Annotated in this window: 26 protein-coding genes; 7 read left to right on the top strand and 19 right to left on the bottom strand. The window is 66.7% G+C overall.

What is annotated here, in order from left to right; translation table 11 throughout:
* Nucleotides 1–45 precede the first annotated feature (45 nt).
* Entirely contained in the window at nucleotides 46–588 is a 543-nt protein-coding gene (msrA, locus tag RM96_RS30880) for a peptide-methionine (S)-S-oxide reductase MsrA (RefSeq protein ID WP_039015534.1), read from the top strand.
* Here msrA and RM96_RS30875 read toward each other — a convergent pair.
* The 5 genes from RM96_RS30875 to RM96_RS30855 form a co-directional block, all read right to left on the bottom strand.
* Nucleotides 585–1,664: a DUF72 domain-containing protein gene (locus tag RM96_RS30875; RefSeq protein WP_039015533.1), complete on the bottom strand. Its 1,080-nt coding sequence runs from the start codon at nucleotides 1,662–1,664 to the stop codon at nucleotides 585–587. The two genes, msrA and RM96_RS30875, sit on opposite strands and share 4 nt — an antisense overlap.
* Nucleotides 1,661–2,896, bottom strand: coding sequence for an SAM-dependent methyltransferase (locus RM96_RS30870; protein ID WP_039015532.1), 1,236 nt, complete (start codon nucleotides 2,894–2,896; stop codon nucleotides 1,661–1,663). Before RM96_RS30870 ends, RM96_RS30875 begins: the two co-directional genes overlap by 4 nt.
* Nucleotides 2,897–3,126: 230 nt before the next feature.
* Nucleotides 3,127–3,765 (bottom strand): pyridoxamine 5'-phosphate oxidase, encoded by a 639-nt coding sequence (pdxH, locus tag RM96_RS30865; protein ID WP_039015531.1) that lies wholly within the window; start codon nucleotides 3,763–3,765, stop codon nucleotides 3,127–3,129.
* 128 nt (nucleotides 3,766–3,893) lie between these two features.
* Nucleotides 3,894–5,087 carry an MFS transporter gene (locus RM96_RS30860; protein WP_039015530.1) on the bottom strand — a complete coding sequence of 398 codons (1,194 nt, stop codon included), beginning with the start codon at nucleotides 5,085–5,087 and terminating at the stop codon, nucleotides 3,894–3,896.
* Nucleotides 5,088–5,416: 329 nt separating this feature from the next.
* Nucleotides 5,417–7,726, bottom strand: a complete 2,310-nt coding sequence (locus RM96_RS30855; protein WP_039015529.1) for an AsmA family protein — start codon at nucleotides 7,724–7,726, stop codon at nucleotides 5,417–5,419.
* Nucleotides 7,727–7,920: 194 nt separating this feature from the next.
* Between RM96_RS30855 and tcdA the strand changes: the two genes are divergently transcribed.
* Nucleotides 7,921–8,790 (top strand): tRNA cyclic N6-threonylcarbamoyladenosine(37) synthase TcdA, encoded by an 870-nt coding sequence (tcdA, locus tag RM96_RS30850; protein ID WP_082016796.1) that lies wholly within the window; start codon nucleotides 7,921–7,923, stop codon nucleotides 8,788–8,790.
* Nucleotides 8,791–8,793: 3 nt separating this feature from the next.
* Here the strand turns inward: tcdA and RM96_RS30845 are convergent, their stop codons facing one another.
* Nucleotides 8,794–9,372 (bottom strand): AAA family ATPase, encoded by a 579-nt coding sequence (locus tag RM96_RS30845; protein ID WP_039015528.1) that lies wholly within the window; start codon nucleotides 9,370–9,372, stop codon nucleotides 8,794–8,796.
* 159 nt (nucleotides 9,373–9,531) lie between these two features.
* Here RM96_RS30845 and RM96_RS30840 point away from each other — a divergent pair, with 159 nt between their 5' ends.
* A complete protein-coding gene (locus tag RM96_RS30840) occupies nucleotides 9,532–9,963 on the top strand; it encodes a bacteriohemerythrin (RefSeq protein WP_039015589.1) in 432 nt (143 codons plus the stop codon).
* A gap of 8 nt (nucleotides 9,964–9,971) precedes the next feature.
* Here the strand turns inward: RM96_RS30840 and RM96_RS30835 are convergent, their stop codons facing one another.
* Both RM96_RS30835 and trxA read right to left on the bottom strand, forming a co-directional pair.
* Nucleotides 9,972–10,352: a cupin domain-containing protein gene (locus tag RM96_RS30835; protein ID WP_039015588.1), complete on the bottom strand. Its 381-nt coding sequence runs from the start codon at nucleotides 10,350–10,352 to the stop codon at nucleotides 9,972–9,974.
* Nucleotides 10,353–10,434: 82 nt separating this feature from the next.
* A complete protein-coding gene (trxA, locus tag RM96_RS30830; RefSeq protein WP_039015527.1) occupies nucleotides 10,435–11,280 on the bottom strand; it encodes a thioredoxin in 846 nt (281 codons plus the stop codon).
* 207 nt (nucleotides 11,281–11,487) lie between these two features.
* Between trxA and RM96_RS30825 the strand changes: the two genes are divergently transcribed.
* Nucleotides 11,488–13,203: a long-chain fatty acid--CoA ligase gene (locus tag RM96_RS30825; RefSeq protein WP_039015526.1), complete on the top strand. Its 1,716-nt coding sequence runs from the start codon at nucleotides 11,488–11,490 to the stop codon at nucleotides 13,201–13,203.
* A gap of 21 nt (nucleotides 13,204–13,224) precedes the next feature.
* Here the strand turns inward: RM96_RS30825 and RM96_RS30820 are convergent, their stop codons facing one another.
* Both RM96_RS30820 and RM96_RS30815 read right to left on the bottom strand, forming a co-directional pair.
* A complete protein-coding gene (locus tag RM96_RS30820) occupies nucleotides 13,225–14,025 on the bottom strand; it encodes an ankyrin repeat domain-containing protein (protein ID WP_082016795.1) in 801 nt (266 codons plus the stop codon).
* 13 nt (nucleotides 14,026–14,038) lie between these two features.
* Complete coding sequence (locus RM96_RS30815) at nucleotides 14,039–14,809, bottom strand: gamma-glutamylcyclotransferase (RefSeq protein WP_039015586.1); 771 nt, start codon at nucleotides 14,807–14,809, stop codon at nucleotides 14,039–14,041.
* Between the two features lie 133 nt (nucleotides 14,810–14,942).
* Between RM96_RS30815 and RM96_RS30810 the strand changes: the two genes are divergently transcribed.
* Together RM96_RS30810 and RM96_RS30805 are read left to right on the top strand one after the other, a co-directional pair.
* Nucleotides 14,943–15,764 (top strand): DUF1223 domain-containing protein, encoded by an 822-nt coding sequence (locus RM96_RS30810; RefSeq protein ID WP_039015525.1) that lies wholly within the window; start codon nucleotides 14,943–14,945, stop codon nucleotides 15,762–15,764.
* A 112-nt stretch (nucleotides 15,765–15,876) separates the two neighbouring features.
* Nucleotides 15,877–16,197, top strand: a complete 321-nt coding sequence (locus RM96_RS30805; protein ID WP_039015524.1) for a hypothetical protein — start codon at nucleotides 15,877–15,879, stop codon at nucleotides 16,195–16,197.
* A 32-nt stretch (nucleotides 16,198–16,229) separates the two neighbouring features.
* On the opposite strand, the gene RM96_RS30800 is transcribed toward RM96_RS30805, so the two are convergent.
* The 7 genes from RM96_RS30800 to RM96_RS30770 all read right to left on the bottom strand — a co-directional run bounded on the left by RM96_RS30800 (nucleotide 16,230) and on the right by RM96_RS30770 (nucleotide 20,803).
* On the bottom strand, nucleotides 16,230–16,577 hold the full coding sequence (locus RM96_RS30800) for an FKBP-type peptidyl-prolyl cis-trans isomerase (protein WP_039015523.1): 348 nt from the start codon (nucleotides 16,575–16,577) through the stop codon (nucleotides 16,230–16,232).
* Between the two features lie 65 nt (nucleotides 16,578–16,642).
* Complete coding sequence (locus RM96_RS30795) at nucleotides 16,643–17,191, bottom strand: YaeQ family protein (protein ID WP_039015522.1); 549 nt, start codon at nucleotides 17,189–17,191, stop codon at nucleotides 16,643–16,645.
* A gap of 139 nt (nucleotides 17,192–17,330) precedes the next feature.
* Nucleotides 17,331–17,639, bottom strand: coding sequence for a hypothetical protein (locus RM96_RS30790; RefSeq protein ID WP_039015521.1), 309 nt, complete (start codon nucleotides 17,637–17,639; stop codon nucleotides 17,331–17,333).
* Between the two features lie 100 nt (nucleotides 17,640–17,739).
* Nucleotides 17,740–18,324: a YceI family protein gene (locus RM96_RS30785; protein WP_039015520.1), complete on the bottom strand. Its 585-nt coding sequence runs from the start codon at nucleotides 18,322–18,324 to the stop codon at nucleotides 17,740–17,742.
* Between the two features lie 22 nt (nucleotides 18,325–18,346).
* A complete protein-coding gene (locus RM96_RS30780) occupies nucleotides 18,347–18,730 on the bottom strand; it encodes an MAPEG family protein (protein ID WP_039015519.1) in 384 nt (127 codons plus the stop codon).
* A gap of 64 nt (nucleotides 18,731–18,794) precedes the next feature.
* Nucleotides 18,795–19,046 carry an RNA-binding S4 domain-containing protein gene (locus tag RM96_RS30775; RefSeq protein WP_193752558.1) on the bottom strand — a complete coding sequence of 84 codons (252 nt, stop codon included), beginning with the start codon at nucleotides 19,044–19,046 and terminating at the stop codon, nucleotides 18,795–18,797.
* Nucleotides 19,046–20,803: a glutamine--tRNA ligase/YqeY domain fusion protein gene (locus RM96_RS30770; protein ID WP_039015518.1), complete on the bottom strand. Its 1,758-nt coding sequence runs from the start codon at nucleotides 20,801–20,803 to the stop codon at nucleotides 19,046–19,048. Before RM96_RS30770 ends, RM96_RS30775 begins: the two co-directional genes overlap by 1 nt.
* Nucleotides 20,804–21,039: 236 nt before the next feature.
* On the opposite strand from RM96_RS30770, the gene RM96_RS30760 reads away from it, so the two are divergent.
* On the top strand, nucleotides 21,040–22,479 hold the full coding sequence (locus tag RM96_RS30760) for a CoA transferase (protein WP_039015516.1): 1,440 nt from the start codon (nucleotides 21,040–21,042) through the stop codon (nucleotides 22,477–22,479).
* Between the two features lie 12 nt (nucleotides 22,480–22,491).
* Here the strand turns inward: RM96_RS30760 and RM96_RS30755 are convergent, their stop codons facing one another.
* Both RM96_RS30755 and RM96_RS30750 read right to left on the bottom strand, forming a co-directional pair.
* A complete protein-coding gene (locus tag RM96_RS30755; RefSeq protein ID WP_039015515.1) occupies nucleotides 22,492–23,109 on the bottom strand; it encodes an FMN-binding negative transcriptional regulator in 618 nt (205 codons plus the stop codon).
* A 32-nt stretch (nucleotides 23,110–23,141) separates the two neighbouring features.
* A complete protein-coding gene (locus RM96_RS30750) occupies nucleotides 23,142–23,759 on the bottom strand; it encodes a pyridoxamine 5'-phosphate oxidase family protein (protein ID WP_039015584.1) in 618 nt (205 codons plus the stop codon).
* Nucleotides 23,760–23,791: the final 32 nt, after the last annotated feature.

Here is a 23,791-nt window from a genome sequence, read left to right as displayed (position 1 = left end):
CTTAAGGGCATTACATCCACACAACACCTTGAGGGGGCGGCGGATATGGAACACGGGCTTGAGGTTGCGACGCTGGGTGGCGGATGTTTCTGGTGCCTGGAAGCTGTGTATCAACAGGTCGACGGCGTGCGGGCAGTGGAGTCCGGCTATACCGGCGGACATGTGAGTCATCCGTCCTATCAGCAGATCTGCGAGGGCGACACCGGCCACGCCGAAGTGGTGCGCGTGACCTTCGACCCGTCCGTAATCAACTACCGGGAGATCATCGAGATCTTCTTTGCCATCCACGACCCGACCACGCTCAACCGCCAGGGCAATGACGTCGGCACGCAGTATCGCTCGGTCATCTTCACGCACTCGGAGGCGCAGCGCGCCGTGGCGGAATACGTGATGCGCGAGCTGGTCGCCAACAAGACCTTCGATGCGCCGATCGTGACGCAGATCGAACCCGAGCAGCCGTACTGGCGCGCCGAGGCCAGTCACCAGAACTACTACCAGGACCACCCCAGCCAGGGTTACTGCGCTTTTGTCATCTCGCCCAAGCTGGCCAAGTTCCGCGAGAAGTTCGCGAACAAGCTGCGCCGTTAGGCTGCCTGCAGCCGGGCCGCGATGGCTTCGGCCAGCCGCACGCAACTGAGCGGGGCCGAGCCCTCGGCGTTGTTGCTGATGATGACCGTCGCGGGCTGCCCGGCGCGCAGCGTCTGCGCAACCAGGTCGGCAATGGCGTGGCGGGTTTCGGGCTCTTCTTCGACCAGCCGGTTGAACGGCGCATAGGCGGATTCGGCCTGCTCGTAGCCGCGTCCGGTGCGCAACATCCAGCGCAGCACCAGAGGGCCCGGTTCGACCGCATCCATCAGCGCCTGCGCGCCGGCCTGCCTCTGGACCGGCGGCAGGCGGTCGCGCGCCGAGACGCAGAAGCGCACGCCGTGCGAGCGCAGCAGCTTGATATAGCGCGGCGTCAGCAGGGCGGGGTCGCGCATCTCCACGGCGTAGCAGGCATGCGGCGTGATGCTCGGATCGAGCCGCGGCAGCGCCGACAGGAATGCATCCAGCTTTTCAAGGAAGCCCGCGCTGTCCTCTGCCATGCTGCCTAATGGCGACAGCTGGAACAACAGCGGCCCGCACTTCGCGCCCAGTCCGCTGGTGGCGGGAACGACGAAATCGCGAATGGCGATTTCCGCATCGAGAAAGGCGGCGTTGGCGAGCCGGCCGGCGCCATCGGAACTGCGCAGCCAGGCATCGCAGACGCTGGCGGGCGCCTTGACCAGGAAGCGGAACTGCTCCGGCACCTGCGCGGCATACGACAGGTAGTCGGCCTGCGGAATCGGTCCGTAGAAGCCGCGGTCGATCCCGGCTGCACGCAGCAGCGGATGCTGAGAATAGGCGGCCAGTCCCTTGCGCGACAGCAGGCTGTCGCTGTATTCGCCTTCATACACGAGCCCGTCCCAGCCGTTGTACGACCAGGAAGATGTGCCGAGGTACAGGTTGGACGGCAACTGCGCGGCCAGCGCCTGCAGTGCGGCGCTGGCCTGCGCCGGGCGCACGGATTTGCCGCGCGCAGGCTTGTCGGAAGCAACACCCGCCGCGCTCCGGGCGGAGGCGGCGGTGACGGGAGACGGTGATGAAGCTGGCGGTAGCAGGTCGCCGAACAGGTCTGAGGTCAAACTGGCGTGCCGATCGGATGTTCGTAGATATAGCGGCGCGACCACGGCAGCGTGGCGGACGACTTGCCGGCCTTGTGGCAGACCACCTGGTAGATCGACATCTGGTCGGTATCGAAAGCATGGGCGCAGCCGGCCAGGTACACGCGCCAGATGCGGTATTTCTTTTCGCCGACCATCTCGCGGATGGTGTCGCCCCTGGCCTCGAAATTGTCGGCCCAGTGATGCAGTGTGCGCGCGTAGTGGCGCCGCAGCAATTCTACGTCGAACGCTTCAAGCCCGCCTTCCTGCAAGGTGCGCAGCACCAGGCCGATGTGCGGCAGCTCGCCCTGCGGGAACACGTAGCGGTCCATGAAATCCGAACCGTCCATCGGGTCGTCGCTCGGGTCGGGCACGGTGATGCCGTGGTTCATGGCGAAGCCGTCGTCCGCGAGCAGTTCGCGCATGCGGCCGAAGTAGGCGGGCAGGTTCTTCTTGCCCACGTGCTCGAACATGCCGACGCTGGTGATGCGGTCGAAGGTGCCGCTAGTGTCGCGGTAGTCCTGCAGTCGGATCTCGATCCGATCCGACAGGCCCGCCGCGCGCACACGTTCGGTGGCCAGGTCGAACTGGTTCTGCGACAGCGTTATGCCGACGCAGCGCGCATTGAACTTCTGCGCCGCGCGCAGCACCAGCGCGCCCCAGCCACAGCCGATGTCCAGCAGCGTCTGCCCCGGCTGGAGGCGGATCTTGGTCAGGATGTGGTCGATCTTCTTCAGCTGCGCGGTGGCCAGGTCTTCATTGCCGTTCTCGAAATAGGCGCATGAATACACCATGTTCGGGTCCAGCCACAGCTTGTAGAAATCATTGGAGACGTCGTAGTGATACTGGATGGACGCCTTGTCTTCCTGCTTGGTGTGCGTGAAATGCTGCGCCATCTTGTTCAGCACGCCGCCGGCGCGACGCTTGGCGGCCGCCGAGAAGCGGTAACCCACGTCGATGATGTCGGTGAGCTTGCCTTCCAGGTCGATCTTGCCCTGCACGTAGGCTTCGCCCAGGTTGTCCAGGCTTGGCGTCAGCAGCAGGGGGAGGGCAGCCGCTTCACGCACGGTCAGCGTGACGTTGGGCTTTTCGAACTGCCCCAGCGGAAATTCGCTGCCATTCCACAGGCGCAGACTGACCGGCAAGTTGGCATTCTCGCGCAGGTCGGCGATCCAGTTGTCCAGTTGCTTGTCCAGGGCTTGCTTGAAAAACATGCGCTTTCCCTCCTGACGGTTGCGGCACACTCTTCGAACGAACGCCTCCTGCGGGGCTGGCGGGATTGCCGCCCGCACAGGAGCCTGGTCGCGCAATGCTTGCAGAAGCAATCAGCTAAGCGACTCTTATCCCACTTTAGTCCAATTTCAAAGCTTGTGCAGCGCACCCCCTCAATGCCCCGGGGACTGAACCGTCCGGCCGCGCCCGGGCCGGACAGGAACCAGCAGGCTCAGGGCGAAAGCCGGACGATCTGCCAGTTGCCGGCGGGCTGCAGCCGGTAGGCGATGCGGTCATGCAGCCGTGACGGCCGTCCTTGCCAGAACTCGATCGCGGTCGGGACCAGCCGGTAGCCGCCCCAATGCGCGGGACGCGGCGGGTTCTCGCCGAACTTGCTGCGGAAATCCGCCTCGCGCTGCTCCAGCACATCGCGGCCGGTGACTTCACGGCTCTGCTCCGAGGCCCAGGCGCCCAGGCGGGAGCCAAGCGGCCGCGATGCGTAGTAGGCGTCGCTCTCGGCCTCGTCGACTTTTTCGACGTAGCCTTCCACGCGCACCTGGCGTTCCAGCTGTACCCAGTGGAACAGCAGTGCCGCGCGCGGGTTCGCGGCCAGGTCCAGCCCTTTGCGGCTCTCGTAGTTGGTGAAGAAGGTGAAGCCGCGTTCGTCCATGCCCTTGAGCAGCACGATGCGCGCCGACGGCTGGCCATCGGCATCGACCGTTGCCAGTGTCATGGCGTTCGGCTCGGGCAGCTTGGCGGTGATCGCCTCGTCGAACCAGCGCTTGAACTGGCTGATCGGATCAGGGGCCACGTCGGTTTCGGAAAGCGAGCCCAGGACATAGGTGCGGCGGAGGTCGGCGAGTTGAGTCATGTCGCAATCAAATTGAAGTCGGACGGGATACATGGCGCGCCTCGGGGGAGGAACGCGGGCCCGGCTGATTTGAGTATAGCGAATGCGCTGCAGGCCGCATTTGTGCCCGGACAAGCGGCAACAGAGTTTCAGGCCGGCGGCGAGATCTTGCGGCTGGTCTGATTGCGGGAGTAATAGCCCGCCATGCCCATTGCCCCTGCCATCGACAGGAAGATTGGCAGCATGCCCAGCGCCGTGCCGACCACGCCGAATGTCAGCGGCCACACCACCTGGCTGGTATTGAGCACTGCGGAGCGCAGCCCCAGTGCCTCGCCGGCGCGCCCGCTCGGCGAGACGGTGTGGAGGATGTTCATCACGTTCGGCTGCGCGCTGCCCAGGGCAAGGCCCAGGATAAATGCGAGGCTGCACATCAGCCAGAAATGCGCGACGAAGGGGTAGACCAGGTAAGCCATCGCCCCGACCATCAGCGCGATGCGGATGATCTTCCACTCCGACAGCCGGCGCGAGACCATCGGCATGGCCACCCGAATGGCAAAGGTGGCGATGGCGAACGCGCCCAGCACCCACCCGATCGACGATGGCGACAGCCCGATGCGCGAGCCCTGGATCGGGATCAGGAAAGCGTGCAGGTCCCAGGCGGCAGACAGCACGGCGCTGGCGATAAAGACCGCGCGCAGTTCGGGATGCTGCAGCAGGTCAAGCGTGGAGCGGCGGCTGCCGTCTTCGATAGCGATCCGCCCGGCATTGCCGCCCTGCGCCGGCAGGCGAGGGCGCACCAGCTGCAGGCCGGCCTGGCCAGCCAGTGCCACCGCGACCAGCACAAGGAATGCAGGGCGGAAGCCGGCATGCTCGATTACATAGCCCATCACCACCGGCCCCAGCGTGCCGGATATCGACAGCCCCAGCGCATGCAGCGTGTAGTTGCGCAGCCGGGTCTCGTTGGTCGAAACTTGCCCGATCAGCAACTGCATGGCCACTTGCACCAGCATGAATCCCACGCCGATCAGCGCACAGGAGAAATAGAGCGCGGAGATGTCTTGCCAGACCGCCGGCAGCAGGGTGCCCGCCACCACCATCAGTGAGCCTGCCGTCATCGGCTTGCGCGGGCCGATCTCGTCGATCCGCTTGCCCGCGCGGATGGCAAGGAGCATCGGCAGCAACGCATACAGCGACATCAGGATGCCGAGCGTGACGGTGGAAGCCTTGAGTGAGATGGCGAACAGCGACACCACCACGCGGCTCGCGTTGAATGCCACGTGATTGCACACCGTCAGTGCGATCAGCCAGCTGATCGGCGGGACGGCGGCATGTGGCAGCGTCATGGGAGGGGCGTTCGGATCGTGTTGACCGCGCCATGCATTGCGCACCGGCACGGAAAAACAAGTGCGGCCGCAGCCGCACCCATCGAAGGATACCGACGCCGGCCGAAGCCGGAAGTGGCATCCGATGCTTGCCATGCTTAAAGTTCTTAAATGGCCATTTAATTATGCGACGGGTGTCGGCCGGGCACAACGGCAAAATCGTCGAACGGCGAAATCGGGGGCGATGCGCGGCCAAAGTGTTGCGAATTTGCTTCGCCAATTGAGGAAAGGCGCGAGGAGTGCGGCTACGGCGCAACACCTGGCCGCCGGGCGGCGGCCAGGCGTGATGCCTAGCCCCCCTGGTAGAGGGCCGAATTGTTGTCCGGACGCATTGCCGGACGCGTTACCTTGCCGGCCGTGTCGGGCTTGCCGCCCTGGTCGACGGCACCCGAAGGCTCGTTCTTGCCGGCTTCGGCCGCCTTGGCGGCCTTCGGATCCTTGTAGGTCTTGCCGGGCGGCGGTGCGGTCGGACGCTTGCGCAGGTCGGCCAATAACCTGGTGCACTGGTTTTCCTTCTCGGAAGGCGAGAGGTCGACCAGCGGCACGACCGCGGTCGCAACCGGGGCCAGAATCGCCAGCGCGAGGGCGCCGCCCGCGCGCAGGGCGAGCACGCCGATATCGGGACTGACGCGGGGCTTCTTGATGGTGCCGCCGACGTAGAGCGGCGAACGCAGCGAGAAGACGCGCAGTCCCTTCGAATCCGGATGGATGGTCAGGGCGAGTTTCTCGCTGCCCATGTCGACGGCCCCGGTGGTTTCAATCACGGCATCGTGGGTATCGAGCACGAAGGTGCGCGCCCGCGCAATGCCGTCGGTGAAGGCAAAGTCGCCGACACCGCAGTTGATCTGCACCGGCTTGTCGCCGAACAGTTTGGAAATCACCACGCTGCCCACGTTCAGGCCCATGGCTTCCAGCAGGAACTTGCTGACGGTGCCGTTTTCCACAAGCAGCTTGGCTTCGCCGTTGGAAGTGCCCAGCAGCGTGGCAACCGAGTTGCCGGTAGCCGACAGCTTGGCACTGCCGTTCAGCTCACCGATGCTTGCGCGCATCAGGTCCACGGTCGGGAACAGTTGCTTGAGCTTCATGTGGCGCGCGGTCATGTCGACCATGGCCCCCATCGGTTGGCGCTTGCCGTCGAGCCTGATGGTCGACACCAGATTGCCGCCCGCCACGCCGAAGTTGAGCGGATCGAGCAGCAGCACGCCGTCCTGCAGCCTGAGGTGGGTGACCAGGTCGTTGATCGGCAGGCTTTGGTCACGGATGATTCGCTTGCCAGTGAACTTGACGTCGGCGTCGATGGCGTCCCAGCGCTCGGTCCGGAACGGGGCGACCGGCAAGGCCTTGTCCGCGGGCTGCTTCACCGGGCTGTCGGCCGCCGCCTTGCCTGGCTTGGCGCCGCCGCCGATCAGCGGCGCCAGATCAACAAAGCGCAGCTGGTTCGAAACCAGTTCGCCGGCCAGCAGGGGCCGTGGATCGTGCTTGGTGAAGGTGAGCGTGCCAGAGAGATCGCTGCCGCCGACGCGGCCGGTGAACTTCTGGTACTCGTAGACCGAGCCTTCCTTGCGCAGCGTGGCCATCAGCCGGCCGTGGGTTTCGTAGGGCGGCGTTGACGGCAGCACGACCCCGGTCAGCGGGTAGAGCTTGGCCATGCTGTCGCCCGACAGCGTCAGGAGCACGTCGAGCGCGCCGAGATGGGCCGGATTGGTCAGCGTGCCTTCGATCACGGCGCGCGTCGTGCCGACACGCACATCGGCGAACACCGGGAAGGGGACCTGGGTGTCGCGCAGGCTCAGCACCGTACCGGCTTTGCCGCTCGCATTGATCGTCGCTTCGTTGTAGCGTCCGGTGGCCTTCCAGCGCACCCCGTAGCGCTGGGAGCCGGCCATGGCCGAGGCCGGCGGGCCGGAGGCCGGCACCGAGGCGGCGGTTTCGGACGCCGGCGGTGGCGAGGACGCCGCCGCGGCATCCGAGGCCGTGGCCGCGCCCGATGCCTCGGGGGTCATCAGCGCGCCGTCGCGTGCCTTGTCGAGCAGGGCGTTGTCGCCGATGGTATCGAGCGTGGCCTGCAAGTCGATTTTCTGCGCCTGGTCCGACAGCGCCAGGTTGCCGCGCGCCAGCACGACCTCGCCGATATCGAGGCTCCACTTCGAGGTGCCGGTCTTCGGCCCCGTGTCGAATGTCCAGTTGTTGCGGTTGTCGGCCAGCCGCTCGAGCCAGACGGCCGGGCTGTCGATGACGATGGTCGGCACGGCGATCTGGTGCGCCAGCAGCGGCACCGGCCGCAGCACGAAGATCAGCTCGCGTACGCTGGCGATATTGGGTGCCTTGGCCCAGTCGGGATTGCCGATGGTGATGTCGCGGGCCGACAGGCGTGGCCATGGCACCAGGGTGTGCCAGCCGGTCTCGCCTTCGGCGCTGCGCCAGGTGACGGTGAGGTCGCCGTTGATGGCGAAGGGCCGGCCGATGGCTTCGGAGACCTTGTCCTTCAGCCAGGGCTTCAGCCGGTTCCAGTCGAAGGTCAGGATCACGATCAGCACCAGCGCGACCAGGGCGATCGGTGTCAGCACTGTCCAGAGTACTACCTTGCGTCGCACGGGCATGAGGTCGGGCTCCTGTTCAGACCGGCACGTCCCCACGACTTTGTGCGGCGGACGAACCACTGCATGACTATTGTATAGTTGCGCGCTTCGCTTACCTGTCGGGTGATGGCTGACATGGTAGTGCGACAAACACCTGTTTTCGCTACTTTTGTGTGCAGATCTGCCGTGATCTGTGCCCGATCCGACCTGCCAGCATGAACCACGCCGTTCCTGACCAGACGCACCTGCCCGGGTTGCCCGAGCCGCTGACGCACGAAACGCCGGCCGATGACGATTACCACCGGCGCTTCGGCGGCGTGGCCCGGCTCTATGGCGCCGCCGGCCTGGCGCGGCTGGAAGCCGCCCACGTCTGCGTGGTTGGCATCGGCGGCGTGGGCAGCTGGGCCGCCGAGGCCCTGGCCCGCAACGCGGTAGGCCGCGTCACGCTGATCGACCTGGACCATATCGCACTGTCCAACACCAACCGGCAGATCCACGCGCTGGGCGACGCCTACGGGCGCGCCAAGGTGGAAGCGATGGCCGAGCGCATGGTGGCGATCAACCCGCGCTGCCGGGTCCGCCAGATCGACGATTTCGTGACGACCGAGAACTTCGCCGACCTGCTCGGCGCCGGCTACGACTACGTCATCGACGCCATCGACTCGGTTCGCGTCAAGACCGCCATGCTTGGCTGGGCAAGGCGCCAGGGCGTGCCCGTGATCACCTGCGGCGGCGCCGGCGGCCAGCTCGACCCGACCCGCGTGCGCATCGACGACCTCGCCCGCACCATCCAGGATCCGCTGCTTTCCAAGGTGCGCGCCGGCCTGCGCAAGGAGTGGGGCTTTACGCGCGATCCGAAGAAGAAGTTCGGCATCGCCGCGGTCTATTCCGACGAGCCGCTGCAGTACCCGGAGCCGGAACAGCAGGCCTGCGAGATCGACGAAGCCCCGCCCGCTGAAGCCCCGGCGCCGCAGCACGGGCCGCAGGGACTGGCCTGCGCCGGGTTTGGCTCGTCGGTGGCGGTGACGGCGGTATTCGGCTTCGTCGCCGCATCGGCCGTCATCAGCGCGATTGCAATACGTTAGAAATCAGGCGCTCAGCGCGGCCAGCAGCGCCTCCAGCTCGGCCTCGCCCGGCGCCAGGTTGTCGAAAAAGATCAATTCGGGGTAATCCGCTGGCGCCGGCATGAAGCGGCGCGTGCGGTAGGCGTCCCAGTGGGCAAGCTTGTAGGCGTCATTGGGGTTGCCGCGCCGGATGATGCGCGCGTGGGCCTCGTCTTCCGGCAGGTGCACCCAGACCGTTTGCGTGGTGGTGCCCGGCGGCAGATGCAGCCAGGCCGGGTCGTTCAGCAGGTGGCCACGCACCTCGCGCGACAAGGGGCCGACCACGAGCACGCTAATGCCGAGCACCAGGTTCTCGCGCGCCGTATCGAGCAGGCCGTGGTACTCCGGATCGCGCAGGTTTTCCAGGTAGGCAGGGCTGTCGCGATCATTGGGGTCGCCGGTGATGGCGGCCATCGCGGCGGCGCTATAGCGGCCGTACAGCGTGTCCTTGTCCAGCAGGCAGAATGGTTCGCCGGTGCGCTGCATCAGCGGGCTGATCAGGCGATGGGCCAGGGTCGACTTGCCGGTGCCGGCATGGCCGCAGAAGAAGAGGAGTCGGGGCATCGGTGGGCTGCAGGGGAATCGAAGAGGTGCCGGATCCGGCCGGATAGCCGCAAGCATACCCCGCGCTGGCCAGATCGAGCGGCCGCCGTGATTTGCGCCAGATCAGGTCCGGTGATGCCGGATTCGGTATCCTTTCGCTTTTCCCCCGCCGTCCGCGCCATGACCGCTCAAGCCCAGCTCTCCTCCGCCGGCCTGCCCGAAGACCTTCACCTCGGCGAGCCGGTGACCGATGCCACCCATGCCGAATTCGTGCAGCTGCTCGATGCCGCAGCCCGCGCCGACGACGCCGGATTCCTGGCCGCAATGGACGAGTGGATCGACCACACGCGCCACCACTTCGCGCAGGAAGAGGCCTGGATGGAGGCAATGGGCTTCGGCCCGCGCCACTGCCATGCCGGCGAGCACCAGCAGGTGCTCGCGGTAGCGGCCGCGGTGCGGGACAAGGTCGCGCAGGATAATGCGCTGGAACTGGGCCGCCGGCTGGTGGCTGAACTCTCGGGCTGGTTCGATCACCATGTCAGGTCGATGGACGCGATGATGGTCGGGCACATGCGCGAGAACGGCTTCTCCCTGATCGAAGCGCCGGCCTGACCCTGGCCTCAGTCCGGCCGCGCGGCCTCGCGGTCGATCACCACGAAATACTTCCGCACCGGCTCCAGCACTTCGAACAGGCCGGTAAAGCCGGCCGGAATGACGCACGCGTTGCCCGGGCCGAACTCGCTGGCCTGGCCGGCATCGTCGCTGATGCGGATGCGCCCGCTGATGACGTGGAAGAACTCCTCCTTGCCGGCCGGAAAGGCGATCCGCCACGCGCCCGGCTCGCATGCCCAGATCCCGCAGTCGAAATCCCCGTGCTGTGCGCTGTAATGCGTCCAGGTGGTGCGGTCCGGATTGCCGGCAACCAGCCGGTCCGGGCGTGGGCGGTCGTGCGTCGGCGCCGGGGTGATGGCGTTGAAATCGATGAGGCGAGGGGCGGGGATGTTCATGGCGGACAGCTCGGACCGGAAAAGAAAAGGCGGGACAGGCCCGCCAGTTTACCGTTCCCGAAGCCGCTGTTCGGGCTCAGTTGAGCGATGTGCTCAACTGCCGGCGCCAGCGCGATACCACCTCGGGCTGGTCCGCCAGCAGGTCAAAGACCGACAGCATGGTCTTGCGGCCGATGTCTTCCTCGAATTCCCGGTCGGTGCGCACGATCGCCAGCAACTGCTCCAGCGCCGGCTCGTAGTGCTGGCGCGCGATCAGCAGCCGCGCCAGGTCGAGACGGGCAGGCAGGTCGGCGGGATTGGCGGCAATGCGGCCGGTCAGCGTGCCTTCGTCCGGCAGGGCGGCAACCCCCTGCATGGCATCCATGCGCGTGCGCAGCGCCGCATAGGTATCTTCCTGTGCGGCAGCAGGCGTGAGCTTGTCGAACTCGGCCTGGGCCTCGGTCAGCGCATTGTCGTCGAGCAGGAAGCCGATATAGGCAAAGCGGGCGGCGTCGAAGCCCGGGTCGAGCGCCAGCACTGACTGGAATGCAGCCTTTGCCGCAGGGCGGTCGCCGTCCGCGGCAAGTGCCAGCGCTTCATGCAGCGCGACCTGGGCGGGGTTGGGCATCAGGCGCCCGATGAATTCCCGCAATCCCGATTCGGGCAGCACGCCGACGAACTGATCGACCGCCTGGCCATCGGCAATCGCCACCACGTGTGGAATGCTGCGCACTCCGAAGTGCGCGGCCAGCTCCTGGTTCTCATCGACATTGACCTTGGTCAGCGTCCACTTGCCCCCGGCTTCGGCTTCCAGCTTTTCCAGCATCGGGCCAAGCGTGCGGCACGGGCCGCACCAGGGTGCCCAGAAATCCACAAGGACCGGGGCCTGGCGGGATGCCTCGATGACGTCGGCTTCAAAATTCTGCAGGGTTACATCGCTCATGAGAGTGCCTTGGGGATTGGGCGCAAAGCGGCCATGGATAGTCCTATTGTGAGGGCGAAGCCGCCAAATGCAACGGCAAGCCGCCGCTGCGCTTACATCATTGCGATCCTCTCCGGGAAGACACCGGTTGAAAATAGAACGATCGTTCGGTTATATTCTTTGACGATTTCAATATCAGGTCGCACAGGCCAAACAGGAGACTCCCTCATGCAGACCCCCGCCCGCCCGCATTTCCAGTTCTGGCCCAAGCGCCTGCCGACCGCGATCGTGCTGCCGGAGACTTCGCTCTGGTACAACCTGGAGGTCTCCGCGCTGCGCTACGCCGACAAGGCGGCAATCCGCTATTTCGGCAATACCGTCACTTTCCGCGAACTGGAGGAGCAGGCCACCGCGCTGGCCGGCTGGCTGCAGCAGAAGGCGGGCGTGAAGAAGGGCGACCGGGTGCTGCTGTACATGCAGAACTGCCCGCAGTTCATCGTCAGCTACTACGCGATCCTGCGTGCCGACGCCGTGGTGGTGCCGGTCAACCCGATGAACCGCGCCGAGGAATTCAAGCACTACGTGACCGACGCGCAGGCGCGCGTGGCGATCTGCACGGCGGACCTGGCGGCCGGTGTCGAACAGGCCGTTGCCGAACTGGAACCGGCGCAGCGCCTGCAGCATCTGCTCGTGACCCAGTATTCGGACGCACTGCCGCCGCGCCACGAGCATCCGGAAGACGCGCCGGCTGCCTGGCTGACCACGCAGCATCCGCTGCCCGCCGGGGCTACCGCCTGGGCCGAGGCGCTCGGCGCCGGCCTGCAGCCGGGGCCGCATACCGCGGGCCCCGATGACCTGGCCGTGATGCCCTACACCTCGGGCACCACCGGCTTCCCGAAGGGCTGCATCCATACGCATCGCTCGGTCATGCACAACATCGTTGGCGGCGCCACCTGGTCAGGCGCCGGCGCAGAATCCGTGATCCTGTCGGTGCTGCCGCTGTTCCACGTCACCGGCATGCAGTACGGCATGAACGGCCCGATCTACAGCGGCGCCACGGTGGTGATGCTGCCGCGCTGGGACCGCGAAGTGGCGGGCCGCCTGATCTCGCGCTACCAGGTCACGCACTGGACCAACATCCCGACTATGGTGATCGACTTCCTCGCCAGCCCGAACCTGGCCGAGTTCAACCTGTCGAGCCTGCGCTATATCGGCGGTGGCGGCGCGGCCATGCCGCAGGCGGTGGCCGAGCGCCTGCGTGAACAGTTCGGACTGAGCTACCTGGAAGGCTACGGGCTGTCCGAGACCATGGCGCCAACCCACAGCAATCCGTCCGACCGCCCCAAGCTGCAGTGCCTGGGCGTGCCGACTTTCAACACCGACGCGCGCGTGATCGATCCCGTTACGCTCAAGGAGCTGCCGCCCAATGAAGTCGGCGAGATCATCGTGAGTGGACCGCAGGTGTTCAAGGGCTACTGGGGCAAGGAAGACGCGACGCGCGATGCCTTCATCGAATTCGAAGGCAAGACCTTCTTCCGCACCGGCGACCTGGGGCGCATGGACGAAGAGGGCTACTACTTCATCACCGACCGCCTCAAGCGCATGATCAACGCGTCGGGCTTCAAGGTCTGGCCGGCCGAGGTGGAGAACCTGCTGTACAAGCATCCCGACGTGCAGGAAGCCTGCATCATCGGCACGCGCGACGCGTATCGCGGCGAGACGGTCAAGGCCGTGGTGGTGCTGCGCGCCCACGCCAAAGGCAAGACCACGCCCGAGCAGATCATCGAATGGGCCAAGGAAAACATGGCCGCCTACAAGTACCCGCGCGTGGTGGAGTTTGTCGATGCGCTGCCCAAGTCGGGCACGGGCAAGGTGATGTGGCGTCAGCTGCAGGAAAGCGAGAACGCGCGCAGTGAAGGCTCTGCCAAGCCAGCTGCGGCCTGACGCAGTTCCCCGTGCGCGGGCTCAGTGCCCGCGCGCGCGCATCAACATCTTCACCATCGTCTTGTAGCCCCGCTCACGTGCATGCCGCGTCGGGGTCACGCCTTCGCGGTCGGCCAGGTTGGCGTCCGCGCCGGCATCCAGCAGCAACTGCACGATTTCCTCGTAGGGCGCGCTGCCGTCTCCCAGGATCACGGCTTCAAGCAGCGCGGTCCAGCCGAGCTGGTTGACGTGGTCGACCGCGATTCCGCCCTTGAGCAGCAGCTTCACCACTTCGGTATTGCCGTGCTGGCTGGCGGCGATCAGTGCCGTCCCGTCATAGCGGTCGGTGCTGGCCAGGTCGGCGCCGTGCGCCATGGCCAGCCGCACCACGTCGGCCTGGCCGGTCGAGGCGGCCAGCAGGAAGGGGCTGTTCGATTCGGTGTCCTTGCGGTTCACGTCCGCGCCGGCCAGCACAAGGCTCCGGGCCACGTCGCCATGCCGGTTGTAGACCGCCGCCAGCAGGGCACTGCGTCCGCGTTCGTCCACGGCCTGCGGTGAGGCGCCTGCGGCGATCAGGCGATTGACCAGTTCCAGATCGCCGCCGGATGCAGCGGTAATCAGGTTCCGATCCAGGGCGCTGATGCTGTCGTTCCGTGCCGCGGCATGGTTGGAGTCGCCGCGCTGGCCGCGGGGCGGGTAGGGCGCACTGCCTGCCGATGAAGGCCGTGCCGCGAGAGTCTGGCCGCCTTGTCCGGCCAGCAGTGCGCCGCCCATCAGCAGGCCCATCAACCCGAGCATCTCGCCAAGCGTCTGTCTGCGGGTGCGGGCGGCGGGGCGCGTCATGGCGGTTCCTGACTCAGACGGTTTCGTGCGGGCGCGCCGGCAATGGTACTTCCTTGCCGTTGGCCTCGGTGGAATGGGCGGCGGCCGAAGCCCTGGCGGCGTCGGCTGCATCGTCCTCCTGAAGCTGGCGCCACAGCCGGCCGAGGTAGGGATCGTCGACGCCGTTGGTGGCCAGGCCGAGCAGGGTTTGCTGCAGGTATTCGCGTGCCGGCCCGTACAGGCCGGTCGCGTGGCGCAGGCGCTCCACTACGCGGCTATCGGGCAGGCGACCCGCATAGCCTTCGTGCTCGCGGTTCATGACGAAGGCCAGCGCGCGTTGCTCGGGCGCGTCCGGGCCGCCCATGCGGATGCGCAGCCAGCGCGGGTGGTAGGCGCCGGTCAGCATCTCGCGGCGCCAGAGCAGGCGGAACTCCTGCTCGATCATGTGGCTGGGGATGCGGAACACCATGCCATGGCAGCAGCCGCCGCGGTCCAGGCCCAGCACCAGGCCGGGGTTGTCCCAGGTGCCGCGGTTGATGCGGGAGTACAGATAGAAGCCGCGATGGTAGCCGTGCACGGTGGCGCGCTGGCGCTCGGTGTGCACCACCATCGGATTCCAGATCAGGGAGCCGTAGCCGAACACCCAGACGTCGCCGTTGAGCGGACCGGCGTCGGGCCGGCAGGCGAGGGCGTCAAGCAGGGAACGCTCGAAAACGTCTTCAGGCAGCAGCGAGGACGCGAGCGGCGTGCTGCACAGCGAGGCGCGCAGCCGATCCGATTCGAGATCCTGTCTTGTGATGGCCATGGTGCAAGCATAATTCAAAGCGGCATCGCAGGCAGAGGGTGAAAATGCCATAAGTGTCAGTTTCCGCCCATATTTCCTGTAAGGCCGGCGCGGGTGTGGACGACTGACAACGGTTACCCCGCAGGAGTCAGCCATGTCATGCCTGTCGAACCTCCACCATCGGAATCTGGCCCCCGCCGTGCTGGCGTCCTGTCTGTATGTGCTGTCCGGGCCCGGTGCCGCCGCAGTGGACGGCAAAGTCCCGGCCAGCTGCATGCACGCCAGCCCGCCGCACCGGGTGGCGCTGGTCGAACTCTACACATCCGAGGGCTGCAACAGCTGCCCGCCGGCCGACCGCTGGCTCAGCCGCAGTGCATCCCGGCTGCCGCCGACGCAGGCCATTGCCATGGCATTGCATGTGGACTACTGGGACAGCCTGGCCTGGCGCGACCGCTTCGGCAGCCCGGTGTTCACCGCCCGCCAGCGCATGCTGGCCGAAGCGGTTGGCAGCCGGACCGTCTACACGCCGGAAGTCTTTGTCGGGGCGAGGGAGGAGCGCCGCTGGCCGGATTCGGCAGCCATCGGCGACCGTATTGCCGCCATCAATGCCCGGCCAGCCGGCGCGGCGCTGTCGGCCGGATGGCAGTTCGAGGGCGCACAGGCGATGCAGCTGGCGCTGCGCGCGGAGCCCGCACAGGGCACGGGGCCGCTGCAAGTCTATGCCGCGCTGGTGGAAGACGGCCTGGAGTCGGCAGTGGCGGCGGGGGAGAACCAGGGTGCAACCCTGCACCACGACCGCGTGGTGCGGCTCTGGCTGGGCCCGTTCCCGGTGCCTGCGCAAGGGCTGGCGTGGTCGGGGCGGGTGCCGCTGCCGGCGGGAAGCCAGCCGCGCAAGCTGGCCTGGGTGGCATTTGCGCAGGCCCCCGGCGGCGAAGTCGCCCAGGCGGTGCTGGCGCCGTCGTGCGAGGTGCGATAGAAGTGACACAAATGCCGGCTTGTCCGGGATCAGGCAGCACTGCAATTGGCCGCCCTGCCGGGTCGCCGTGTCCTTACAATGGAAGCCTCATTGCGACCAAGGAGAAGCTGCGATGGCGCGTACCCTGACGGTGATGTTCGGCAGCGGCAAGGAGTTCGAATTCACGATCAGCCAGTCAGAACTGGCGGCAATCGGCGAAGATGCCGCGTGGCGCTGGTTCGATCATGAGTACAACGAGCTGGATTGCCAGGCATCGAGCCCGGTGGGCAAGGTGCTGGTGATCGACAAGATCCTGAACGTGGCCAAGTTCTCGGGTGAGGCGCGCTTCACCAACGATACCGCCTGGGCGCAGGATTATGCGCGCCATGCGGCGCGCCTGCTGGACCGTGACAAGGTCCGCGTCGATGTCGGCAACGCCGCCATCGGTTTCTGAGGCGGGCTGGCGCCCGCCCCGATAGCCAGCGCTTAAACGGCCAGCAGTTCCACTTCAAACAGCAGCGTCGCGTTCGGCGGAATCACGCCGCCGGCGCCGCGCGCACCGTAGCCGAGATCGGCCGGGATCACCAGGCGTCGGGTGCCGCCGACCTTCATGCCTTGCACGCCTTCGTCCCAGCCGCGGATCACGTGGCCGGCGCCCAGCGGGAACACGAACGGATCGTTGCGGTCCTTGCTCGAATCGAACTTGCGGCCAGCCTGGCCATTTTCATACAGCCAGCCGGTGTAGTGCACGGTCACGTGCTTGCCGGCGGTGGCTTCGGCGCCCGCGCCGACGGTGGTGTCTTCGTATTGCAGGCCAGAGGGAGTGGTTTGCATCGCAGTATTCCTTGAAAAAAAGGCAAAACTACTGGTTGGCGGGGAGCGAAGCGCGCCGGCTTCGCTCAGTTAGCGGCACGCTGGAGCACGTCCAGCGTCAGTTGCACGTTGTGGTCGTCGTCGCTGACCCAGATTTCGCCGTCCTGGATCGTGACCGACAGGCGCATGGCGCGCTGGGCCATGCCGGCGAGCGCCTCGACGGCGTCTCCGGGCACATTGTAGATCGTCACGTTGCGCAGCTTGCTTGCCTTGCCGGCCATGCCTTTCCACCACTCGCGCGCGCTGGCCGGGTTGTAGGTGTACACGGTGACGCGGCTGGCCCGTGCGGCGGCGCGCTTGAGGCGGGCTTCGTCTGGCTGGCCCAGTTCGACCCAGTGCTCGATCTCGCCGGTCAGGGTCTTGTCCCACAGATCCGGCTCGTCAGGTTCGTCCAGGCCGCGCGTGAACGCGAGCGTTTCGCTGGCTTCGCACGCGAACGCCAGCAGGCGCACCATCATGCGGGCGTCGTTCTCGGACGGATGCTGGGCAATGGTCAGCGCGTGGGTGCCGTAGTAGGGCCGGTCCATGTCGGACACGGACAGCTCGGCTTTGAAAATAGTGGACTTGAGCGCCATGGAGTGAAGGTTGCGGCAGGCGTCGCTCGCGACGCGAAAGGCCGCATCATACGTGATTCGGGCGCGTGGCCGTGTGAAGGCCGGATGAAGGCTGTGGTCCGGCGCACCGAAGCGGATCCGGGCACCCGCAACATGCGGATCAGCGCTTGCGATATTCGCTGAGGTAGTACCGCAGCAGTGCCGCCAACAGCACCGTGGTCAGGAATGCCGCGGCGACGACCATTGCCCGCCCCGCGGGTGATTCGACCTGGCCAGCCATGGCGAGCCGGAACAGCCAGGTGCCGACCGTCATGGCCAGGAAGGGCAGCAGCAGGGCGCCCTTGCCGTAGGTACGCACCGCCCACAGCGGGAACTTGCGCAGGAAGTCGCCGGGAATACTGCACGCGAGGCATGCGCCTGCAGCGGCCAGCGCGGCCGCCACTATGTCCCCCGAATGGATCTCGATCATTCTTCTGTCTCGCGTAGCCGGCACGCGGCTAGGCGCGGCAGGTGTTTGGCAAAGCGCTGATTCTACAAAAGAATCGGCAATTAAAGGTGACTGGCGGCCGTCATGGCGCCGCGGCGCCGGCGGGCGATGCCTCGACCGATATCTGCAGCGTGACGAGATCGCCAACTTCGGGCAGGAAGCGCGTCATGCCAAAGGCGCTGCGGGGCAGCGAGCCATGGAAATCGCCGCCGCAGACATTGCGGCGCACGCCGAACAGCACAATCTCCCCACAGCTGAAGCGATCGGCCTCCAGCCGTAGCGGGTGCGTCACACCGTGCAATTCCAGCTCCCCCTCGACTGCCACCAGCTTGCCGCCCTCGGCGACAAAGTGGTTCGCGCGTAGCCGTACCACCGGGAAAGTGGCCGAATCGAAGAATTGTGCTGAGCGCAGCACGCCATCCAGGCTGCGATTGCCCGTATCGACCGAGCCGGTGTCGACCGTGAAATCGATCGCCCCGGTGCCCGTATCCGGGTCATAGACGATCCGTCCTTCGATCTTGCCGAAGCGCCCGCGCACCGAGGTGCGCTCGAAGTGGCTTGTGGCGAAATAGACGGAAGTATGGGTCGGGTCGACGGTGTAGGCGGTCGGGGCGGCAGTTGCTGCGGCTGTGGGCATTGCCAGCAGCAGGGCCAGTGTTCGCGCCATCGTGCTCACGTTTCCCATCAGGCTAGTGCACAAACACCGGCAGCAGGAAGATGCCCACCACCGTCAGGTAGCCGATCGTCCAGCAAAGCGTGCGCAGCGTGGCGCGGTCGGTCAGGTAGCAGATGGTGTAGAGCACGCGGGTGACGATGAAGACGATTGCCAACTCGTCGATGCGCGCCTGCGGTGCCGCCAGGTGGCTGGCGGTCAGCACCGCCGCGGCGAAGAAGGGGAAGGCCTCGAAGTGGTTCCGGTGCGCCATGTCGGCGCGGCGGGTGCGCCCGCTTTGCTGGTCGAGCCAGCCGCGCGGATCATGGTTGTCGAAGCCGGGGCCGCTGGCCTTGGCGATGGCAACCGTGACCAGGGGCAGGATGCCCGCCAGCAATACGCACCAGAACGCGATCGGCATGGTTCAGTCCCTTCTTCTCGGACGGCTTCCTTTCACGTGCGCTGAAAGCCGCCCGCCCGGCGGATCAGCTCGCGACCACGCGGATGTCGATGCCGGACAGGCTGACGACCTGGCCGGCACGAATTTTCGCAGTCTTGCGCGATTCGGGCGCGCCGTCCACCGAGACTTCGCCGGCAGCCACCAGCGCCTTGCCGGCGCCGCCGCTGTCGCACACGCCGGCCAGCTTGAGCAGGTCATTGAGCGCGATGAATTCGCCTTCCAGCGGGAAGGTGATGGTCTGCACGGCAGCGCGGCCGGATTTCCCTGCTTTCGCCATCACTTGCCCCAGCTGTCCTTCAACCCGACGATGCGGTTGAAGACAGGCTTGCCCGGTCGCGAATCCGTGCGGTCGGCGACGAAGTAGCCGTGCCGCTCGAACTGGAAGCGGTCTTCCGGCTTCGCTTCGCGCAGGCCGGGTTCAAGGTAGGCCTTGATGACCTTCTTCGAGTCCGGGTTCAGCGCTTCCAGGAAGTTCTTGCCACCGGCGTCCGGGTTCGGGTCGTTGAACAGGCGGTCGTACAGGCGCACCTCGGCTTCATATGCATGCGCCGCACTGACCCAGTGGATCACGCCCTTCACCTTGACGCTGTCGGCGCCCGGCGTGCCGCTTTTGGTTTCGGGCAGGTAGTTGGCGTGCACGGCCACGACGTTGCCGTCGGCGTCCTTGTCCACGCTGGTGCACTCGATGACATAACCGTACTTCAGGCGCACCTTGTTGCCCGGGAACAGGCGGAAGTAACCCTTGGGCGGGGTCTCGTTGAAGTCCTCGCGCTCGATCCACAGTTCGCGCGACAGCGGGAACACGCGGCGGCCCAGCTCCGGCTTCTTGGGATGCACGGGCGCCGAGCATTCTTCGCTCTGGCCTTCGGGGTAGTTGTCGATCACCAAGCGCAGCGGGTCCAGTACGCCCACGCCGCGGGCGGCACGGCCATCCAGGTCGTCGCGCACGGCACCTTCCAGCGTGCTCATATCGATCCAGCTGTCGGCCTTGGCCACGCCGATCCGGTCGCAGAACAGCTGGATGGACTCGGGCGTGTAGCCGCGGCGGCGCACGCCGACGAGGGTAGGCATGCGCGGATCGTCCCAGCCGTCCACGCGCTTTTCATCGACCAGCTGCTTGAGCCTGCGCTTGCTGGTGATGGCATAGGTCAGGTTCAGGCGCGCGAACTCGTACTGGTGCGGCAGCGGGTCGCGGAACACGCCGCAGTCGCGCAGGTGTTCCAGCACCCAGTCGTACAGCGGGCGGTTGTTCTCGAACTCCAGCGTGCACAGCGAATGCGTGATGTTCTCGATCGCGTCCGAAATGCAGTGCGTGAAGTCATACATCGGATAGATGCACCACTTGTCGCCCGTGCGATGGTGGTGGGCATGGCGGATGCGGTAGATGACCGGGTCGCGCATCACGATGTTCGGCGCGCTCATGTCGATCTTCGCGCGCAGCACGTGCTCGCCGTCGCCGTACTTGCCGGCTTTCATGTCGCGGAACAGCTGCAGGTTCTCCGCCACGCTGCGTTCGCGGAACGGCGAAGGCGTGCCCGGTTCCGAGAAGTTGCCGCGGCTGGCGGCAATCTGCTCGGCGGTCTGGCTGTCGATGTAGGCGGCACCGCGCTCGATCAGCTTTTCGGCAAAGGCGTAGAGCTGGTCGAAGTAGTCGCTGGCGTAGTACAGGTGCGCGTGCTTTTCGCCATCCTTGCCCTGGCTGTCCCAGGAAAAGCCCAGCCAGTGCACGGCGTCGATGATCGAATCGACGTATTCGGTGTCTTCCTTGACCGGGTTGGTGTCGTCAAAGCGCAGGTGGCAGCGGCCGCCGTAGTCGCGGGCCATGCCGAAGTTCAGGCAGATGCTCTTGGCATGGCCGATGTGCAGGTAGCCGTTGGGCTCCGGCGGAAAACGGGTGATGACAGTCGGCAGCGGCTCGCCCTGGTTGTCCTGGCGGCCGGCGTAGGTGCCGGAGGCGAGGTCCTGGTCGATGATGCTTCGCAGGAAATTGGAAGCGGCGGGCGTGCTGTCGGTAGGCTTGTTGTCGTGGCTCATGGTGGCGCCGGTTGACCGGCTGGAGGAACGGCAGAGTTTGCGTGGCGGAATGCCAATTCCGTGATTTTACCGTGCCAGCGGGGCAGGCCGTTGCGAGCACGGCAGATTTCCCCCTGTATTTGACGGTTGCGGGCCGGATGTGCCGGGAAGTGACGTCCGGGAGTAGCATGGAGGGCCAGACAGTCGCCGGGCCGCGCGGCGCGCCGGATTTCCTCAATCTCGCCTGATTCGCCCCCATGAACGCCACTTCCGCCACCTCTCCCGTTCCACCCGAACCCTCCGAAGTCGTCGCCGCGCTCTGGCGCGACGCCGGCATGCCCGCCGAAGCCCTCGGCCATCTCAGCCTGACCGGGGCCGAGCCGGTGCTGCCGTCGAGCTTCGCGGTCGGCACGGCCGCTCAGGCCAGTCTGAGCGCATCGGCCCTGGCTGCTGCAGCCTTGTGGGCCCAGCGTACCGGCCGATGGCAGCAGGTCGGCGTCGACATGCGCCATGCCATCACCGAGTTCCGCAGCGAGCGCTACCTGCGCGTGGACGGCGGCGCCGCGCCCGAACTGTGGGACAAGATCGCCGGAACCTACCAGTGCGGCGATGGCCGCTGGGTCCGGCTGCACACCAACTTCCCGCATCACCGCGACGGCGTGCTGCATCTGCTCGGCTGTGCCAACGACAAGGCCGCGGTGCAGGCCGCGCTCGGCAAATGGGAGGCGGAGGCCTTCGAGACTGCGGCGTCCGATGCCGGCATGGTGGTTGCCGCCATGCGCAGCTTCGACGAATGGGACCGGCACCCGCAGGCCGCGGCATTGCGCGGGCTGCCGCCGGTGACGATCGAGCGCATCGGCGAGGCACCGCCGCAGCCTTTGCCCGAGCCAGCTTCGCCGGAAGCGCGGCCGCTGTCGGACGTGCGCGTGCTGGACTTCACCCGCATCATCGCCGGGCCGGTTGCCGGCCGCACGCTGGCCGCGCATGGCGCCGACGTGCTGCTGGTCACCGCCGCGCACCTGCCGTCGATCGCACCGCTGGTGATCGACACCGGCCGCGGCAAGCGTTCCTGCCAGCTCGACCTGCGCGATCCCGACGACAAGCGCACCCTGCACAAGCTGCTGCATGGCGCCGACGTGGTGGTGCAGGGCTATCGCCCCGGCGGACTCGCCGAACTGGGCGTGGGGCCGGAAGCGGCGGCGCGTGCGCGGCCGGGCATCGTCTACGTCTCGCTAAGCGCCTACGGCCATGTCGGGCCGTGGTCGGGCAAGCGGGGCTTCGATTCGCTGGTGCAGACCGCGACCGGCTTCAATCACGCCGAAGCGCAGGCTGCGGGCAGCGGTGCGCCGCGCCCGCTGCCGGCGCAGGTGCTGGATCACGCGGCGGGGTATCTGCTGGCGTTCGGGGCGATGGCGGCGCTGCACCGCCGCGCCGTCGAGGGCGGCAGCTGGCATGTGCGCGTGTCGCTCGCGCAGGTGGCGCAATGGCTGCGCGGGCTGGGGAGGGTGGCGGACGGTCTGCACGCGCCGGAGCAGAAGATCGACGATGTGGCGGACCTGCTCGAGGTCTTGCCGTCGGGCTTCGGCATGCTTACCGTGGTGCGCCATGCGGCGCAGCTGTCCGAGACGCCGGCGCGCTGGACGCTACCGTCCGAGCCGCTCGGCACGCACGCGGCGGAGTGGCGGCCGCGCGGCTGAAGGCAGCCGGCTTCAGGCGCCGGTCAGCCGCGCCATCCACTCGGCCATGTCGCGTTCGGTCTCGTTGCCGTCGCGCTGCGCGGCCAGGATGCGGGCACGATCGCCGGCTGGCCGGTTCTGGCTCAGCTTGAACTTGGCTTCCACCCGCGTCGGCACGATGCGCAGGCCCACGATGGCGCCCAGCATCTTCTGCTGGAAGTCCTCAGGCAGGCCGCGCCACTGTTCGGCGTAGCCCGGCTCGTTGCGGCCGATCAGGCGCTTGAGCAGTGCATCCTTGTCGGCCGCGTCGTGCACGGTGGCCACATTGGCATAGACGTGCACCGCGACGTAGTTCCACGTCGGCACCGACAGCTTCTGGTCATACAGCGAGGGCGACACATAGCCATGCGGCCCCTGGAACACCAGCAACGCCTGCGGCGTCTGCTCCAGCCAGCGCCAGTGCGGATTGGCGCGCGCCACGTGGGCGTCGATCCGCCAGCTATCGCCGTCACGCTGCGCCACCACCGGCAGGTGGGTGGCGAACGGCGTGCCATCCGCGTCATTGCCGAACAGCGTGGCGAACGGATAGCGTTGCATGACCTCGTCGATGATCGCGGGGTCGTCGCTGGAGAAGTGGGCGGGCGTGTACATGGGGGAATTTCCGTGTTGTTCCGGGTCGGGCGCTAGTAGAGCGTCGTGCGTTGCCGCTCGGGCAGGTCGCGGTCGTAGGCGGCGCCGTCGATGGCGTTCTGGCTGAGCGTGGCGAGGATCTCGCCGTTGCTGGGCAGCGTGTTGCGTGCAACCTGCGCATCGGCGGCCCACAGGCGCGAACGGATCAGCGCGCGTGCGCACTGGAAGAAGACCGCCTCGACCCTGATCACCAGCACCGTGGTGGGCGCCTTGCCATCGACCAGGCAGCGCGCGATCAGGGCAGGGTCGACCGAGATCTGCGCGGTGCCGTTGACGCGGATCGTCTCATTGACGCCGGGGATCACGAACAGCAGGCCGACACGCGGGTCGGCGACGATATTGCGCAGGCTGTCGATCCGGTTGTTGCCGCGCCGGTCGGGCATCAGTAGCGTGCGGTCGTCCAGTACCTGCACGAAGCCCGGTGCGTCGCCGCGCGGTGAGCATTCGGCCCATTGCCCGCCGACGGTGGAGAGCAGGCAGAACGGAGCGGCCTCGATGAATGCGCGGTAATGCGGATGCAGGTGGTCGACCTGCTTGGCGAGCGACGGGGCGGCCGGCTGTGGGTAGAGGGCTTCCAGCTCGGCGAGGGTGGTGATGGCGTGCGATCTCATGGTGGCGGGGCGCTGTGCGTTGTCCATCGTGT

It is taken from the genome of Cupriavidus sp. IDO (assembly GCF_000812465.1).
In the GTDB taxonomy this organism is placed as follows: Bacteria; Pseudomonadota; Gammaproteobacteria; order Burkholderiales; family Burkholderiaceae; genus Cupriavidus.
This window is presented reverse-complemented; position numbering and strand designations above follow the sequence as displayed.

What these genes read in the sequence shown, in the direction of transcription:
- msrA (WP_039015534.1), top strand. Translation starts at nt 46, where the DNA reads ATGGAACACGGGCTTGAGGTTGCGACGCTGGGTGGCGGATGTTTCTGG.
- RM96_RS30870 (WP_039015532.1), bottom strand. Translation starts at nt 2,896, where the DNA reads ATGTTTTTCAAGCAAGCCCTGGACAAGCAACTGGACAACTGGATCGCC.
- pdxH (WP_039015531.1), bottom strand. Translation starts at nt 3,765, where the DNA reads ATGACTCAACTCGCCGACCTCCGCCGCACCTATGTCCTGGGCTCGCTT.
- RM96_RS30860 (WP_039015530.1), bottom strand. Translation starts at nt 5,087, where the DNA reads ATGACGCTGCCACATGCCGCCGTCCCGCCGATCAGCTGGCTGATCGCA.
- RM96_RS30855 (WP_039015529.1), bottom strand. Translation starts at nt 7,726, where the DNA reads ATGCCCGTGCGACGCAAGGTAGTACTCTGGACAGTGCTGACACCGATC.
- tcdA (WP_082016796.1), top strand. Translation starts at nt 7,921, where the DNA reads ATGAACCACGCCGTTCCTGACCAGACGCACCTGCCCGGGTTGCCCGAG.
- RM96_RS30845 (WP_039015528.1), bottom strand. Translation starts at nt 9,372, where the DNA reads ATGCCCCGACTCCTCTTCTTCTGCGGCCATGCCGGCACCGGCAAGTCG.
- RM96_RS30840 (WP_039015589.1), top strand. Translation starts at nt 9,532, where the DNA reads ATGACCGCTCAAGCCCAGCTCTCCTCCGCCGGCCTGCCCGAAGACCTT.
- trxA (WP_039015527.1), bottom strand. Translation starts at nt 11,280, where the DNA reads ATGAGCGATGTAACCCTGCAGAATTTTGAAGCCGACGTCATCGAGGCA.
- RM96_RS30825 (WP_039015526.1), top strand. Translation starts at nt 11,488, where the DNA reads ATGCAGACCCCCGCCCGCCCGCATTTCCAGTTCTGGCCCAAGCGCCTG.
- RM96_RS30820 (WP_082016795.1), bottom strand. Translation starts at nt 14,025, where the DNA reads ATGACGCGCCCCGCCGCCCGCACCCGCAGACAGACGCTTGGCGAGATG.
- RM96_RS30815 (WP_039015586.1), bottom strand. Translation starts at nt 14,809, where the DNA reads ATGGCCATCACAAGACAGGATCTCGAATCGGATCGGCTGCGCGCCTCG.
- RM96_RS30810 (WP_039015525.1), top strand. Translation starts at nt 14,943, where the DNA reads ATGTCATGCCTGTCGAACCTCCACCATCGGAATCTGGCCCCCGCCGTG.
- RM96_RS30805 (WP_039015524.1), top strand. Translation starts at nt 15,877, where the DNA reads ATGGCGCGTACCCTGACGGTGATGTTCGGCAGCGGCAAGGAGTTCGAA.
- RM96_RS30800 (WP_039015523.1), bottom strand. Translation starts at nt 16,577, where the DNA reads ATGCAAACCACTCCCTCTGGCCTGCAATACGAAGACACCACCGTCGGC.
- RM96_RS30795 (WP_039015522.1), bottom strand. Translation starts at nt 17,191, where the DNA reads ATGGCGCTCAAGTCCACTATTTTCAAAGCCGAGCTGTCCGTGTCCGAC.
- RM96_RS30790 (WP_039015521.1), bottom strand. Translation starts at nt 17,639, where the DNA reads ATGATCGAGATCCATTCGGGGGACATAGTGGCGGCCGCGCTGGCCGCT.
- RM96_RS30785 (WP_039015520.1), bottom strand. Translation starts at nt 18,324, where the DNA reads ATGGCGCGAACACTGGCCCTGCTGCTGGCAATGCCCACAGCCGCAGCA.
- RM96_RS30780 (WP_039015519.1), bottom strand. Translation starts at nt 18,730, where the DNA reads ATGCCGATCGCGTTCTGGTGCGTATTGCTGGCGGGCATCCTGCCCCTG.
- RM96_RS30775 (WP_193752558.1), bottom strand. Translation starts at nt 19,046, where the DNA reads ATGGCGAAAGCAGGGAAATCCGGCCGCGCTGCCGTGCAGACCATCACC.
- RM96_RS30770 (WP_039015518.1), bottom strand. Translation starts at nt 20,803, where the DNA reads ATGAGCCACGACAACAAGCCTACCGACAGCACGCCCGCCGCTTCCAAT.
- RM96_RS30760 (WP_039015516.1), top strand. Translation starts at nt 21,040, where the DNA reads ATGAACGCCACTTCCGCCACCTCTCCCGTTCCACCCGAACCCTCCGAA.
- RM96_RS30755 (WP_039015515.1), bottom strand. Translation starts at nt 23,109, where the DNA reads ATGTACACGCCCGCCCACTTCTCCAGCGACGACCCCGCGATCATCGAC.
- RM96_RS30750 (WP_039015584.1), bottom strand. Translation starts at nt 23,759, where the DNA reads ATGAGATCGCACGCCATCACCACCCTCGCCGAGCTGGAAGCCCTCTAC.